The following is a 2,605-nucleotide window of genomic DNA, read 5'->3' as shown; positions in this document are numbered from 1 at the left end:
CGCCGCCGTCGGAAGCAGCGTCATAATGCCGGGAATCCGGGCTTCGACGTTGTCGTCACCTATCCATTCCATCCGTTGGTTGGGCAGACCGTTGCGGTGGTCGGTGAGCATGATCATGACGGCATCCGCCACCTTTTGGTTCGGCAGCCGCACGGCGGAAGCTTCCATCTTCCGGACTGGATGGCCGCCCCACAGGCCAGTTCGGTTGCGATCGTTGCCGCGCCCCGACTTTCGCTCACACACCTCCTCGAACTTCGCGCACTTCTCGATCATCTCGTAGGCTCTCTTCCAAGAGACTCGATCTCCGGAGGAGGACATGCCGATGAAGAATCCGCTGCGCACCCAACTGGATTTGTTTGTGCCCACCATACCGCCGGCCAAGATGTCGGGCGAGGAACGCGTAAAGGCGGTGGTGCTGTTGCAGTCTCTACTCGTCGAAGCAGCGTCCGTGCCGGGCGTCGGACTGTCGATCCCGAACCGGAAGGAGGCGGGTGATGAGCAAGATTACCGCTGAGCACCTTTGCCGCAGCGCCATCATCTACATCCGGCAATCAACGTCCTACCAGGTCGTAAACAACCTTGAGAGCCAGCGTCGCCAATATGGCCTAGCTGAGCGGGCTCGGCAGTTGGGTTGGGATGATGTGCAAATCGTCGATGACGATCTCGGCCGATCCGGCGCCGGCACGGCTCGGCCCGGCTTTGAGAAGCTGTTGGCGGCCATCTGCGAAGGTCGTGTCGGAGCGGTCGTCTCGCTGGAGGCGTCGCGGCTGGCGCGCAACGGCCGTGACTGGCACACCTTGCTTGAGTTCTGCGGGTTGGTCGGGACATTGATCGTAGATGAAGATGGCGTCTACGATCCGCGTCTGATCAACGATCGTCTGCTGCTTGGCATGAAGGGCACGATGAGCGAGATGGAGCTTTCGGTATTCCGGCAGCGCTCCATCGAGGCGCTCAGGCAGAAGGCTCGCCGGGGGGAACTTCTGCTGACTGTGGCTGTCGGCTATGTCAAAGCGGATGATGGGCAGCTCGACAAGGATTCGGATCGTCGTGTCCAGGACGGCATTGCTCTGGTGTTCCGCAAGTTCGCCGAGTTGCAGTCGATCCGGCAGGTTTTGCTCTGGTTCCGGCAGGAGCAAGTTCTAGTTCCGGCCGTCGTTCAGGGCCGCGGCAAACACGCGATTGAATGGAAGGTGCCGGTCTATCACACGCTGCACCACATGCTGACCAATCCGGTCTATGCCGGCGCCTACGCATTTGGCCGGCGCGGAACGCGCGTTGTAATCGAAGGCGGCCGCAAGCGCGTGATGCGTGACAGCATGCGCCGGAACTGGAAGGACTGGGAGGTTTTGATCCGCAGCCACCATGAGGCATATATTTCCTGGGAGGAGTTCGAGAGGAATCAGCACTTGATCGCCGACAACGCCAACGGCAAGAGCTACCTTGGGCGCGGGGCGATCCGCCGCGGAGAAGCCTTGCTGCCAGGCCTATTGCGCTGCGCACGCTGCGGCCGTCGATTGCATGTCGCTTACAGCGGCAAAGGCGGAAACACCCAACGTTACGTCTGTCGCGGCACCTTCAGCGACAAGGCCGTCGACAACTGCATCCGCTTCGGCGGTATGCGGGTTGACCGGGCAGTCGTCCAGGAGGTTCTCGGTCGACTGCAGCCGCTCGGCATCGAGGCGGCGCTGGCTGCCATGGAGGTGCAAGGCCAGGAGCATAGTGACAAGCGACAGCAGGTCGAGAATGCTTGCCGGCAGGCCCGGTACGAGGCGGAGCGTGCACGCCGCCAATACAATGCGGTCGATCCCGAGAACCGGCTTGTCGCCGGCGAACTCGAGCGACGCTGGAACGAGAAGCTGACCCACCTGGGCGAGCTTGAGGAGGAACTGGACCGCTTGGCCGCTCTGCAAGCACCAACGGTCTCCGCTGGAGATCGTGCGAGGCTGATGGCTCTCGGGAAGGACCTCGCCCAGGCATGGGACAGTCCGGGCGCTTCGAACGAGACGCGCAAGAAGATCATTCGCTTGCTGGTCAAGGAGATCATTGTCGATGTGGTGGACGATAGTCTGGCGCTCATCATCCATTGGCAAGGTGGCGATCACACACGTCTCATCGTGAAGAAGAACAAGGTCGGGCAAACCCGGTGGACGATCGAAGGCGATACCCTTGATCTTGTTCGGGCACTGGCCCGCCAGATGTCGGATCTGTCGATCGCCGCCATCCTCAATCGCGCCGGCAAAAGGACAGGGAAGGACAATAGCTGGACGCGTAGTAGGGTGTGCAGCCTTCGCAACACCCATGGCATTGCGCCATACTGCGACGGCGAACGTGCGGAGCGTGGCGAAGCTACACTCGATGAAGCCGCCGCGATTCTCCAGGTCAGCCCGTCGACAGTCCGTCGCATGGTCAACCGCGGCACGTTGGCAGCGAATCAGCTATGCAAGGGGGCACCCTGGATCATTCACCTCTCGGATATCGAGAATGATGCCGTTCGGCGTGAAGCTGATGCGCGGCGATCACGGCGTCCGGCGTCTCATGATCCGCGCCAAAATGTCCTTAGTTTATAAGGCGATCGACAGATGAGCAGTATATCGCACCGCCGTCG

2 protein-coding genes and 1 pseudogene are annotated in these 2,605 nt (G+C 61.2%); all 3 read left to right on the top strand.

The window, feature by feature from the left end; translation table 11 throughout:
* Positions 1 to 96: 96 nt before the first annotated feature.
* Positions 97 to 216, top strand: a pseudogene (locus NKH01_RS35055) (hypothetical protein); the annotation flags it as partial.
* 100 nt (positions 217 to 316) lie between these two features.
* Positions 317 to 514: a hypothetical protein gene (locus NKH01_RS35050; RefSeq protein ID WP_352509784.1), complete on the top strand. Its 198-nt coding sequence runs from the start codon at positions 317 to 319 to the stop codon at positions 512 to 514.
* Positions 495 to 2,567 carry a recombinase family protein gene (locus tag NKH01_RS35045; RefSeq protein ID WP_352858292.1) on the top strand — a complete coding sequence of 691 codons (2,073 nt, stop codon included), beginning with the start codon at positions 495 to 497 and terminating at the stop codon, positions 2,565 to 2,567. The genes NKH01_RS35050 and NKH01_RS35045 overlap by 20 nt, the downstream gene beginning before the upstream one ends.
* Positions 2,568 to 2,605 lie beyond the last annotated feature (38 nt).

The organism is Mesorhizobium sp. M1403 (assembly GCF_040317695.1).
Lineage (GTDB): Bacteria > Pseudomonadota > Alphaproteobacteria > Rhizobiales > Rhizobiaceae > Mesorhizobium.
The sequence above is the reverse complement of the archived record's forward strand: the minus strand, read 5'-3'. Positions and strand labels throughout refer to the sequence as shown.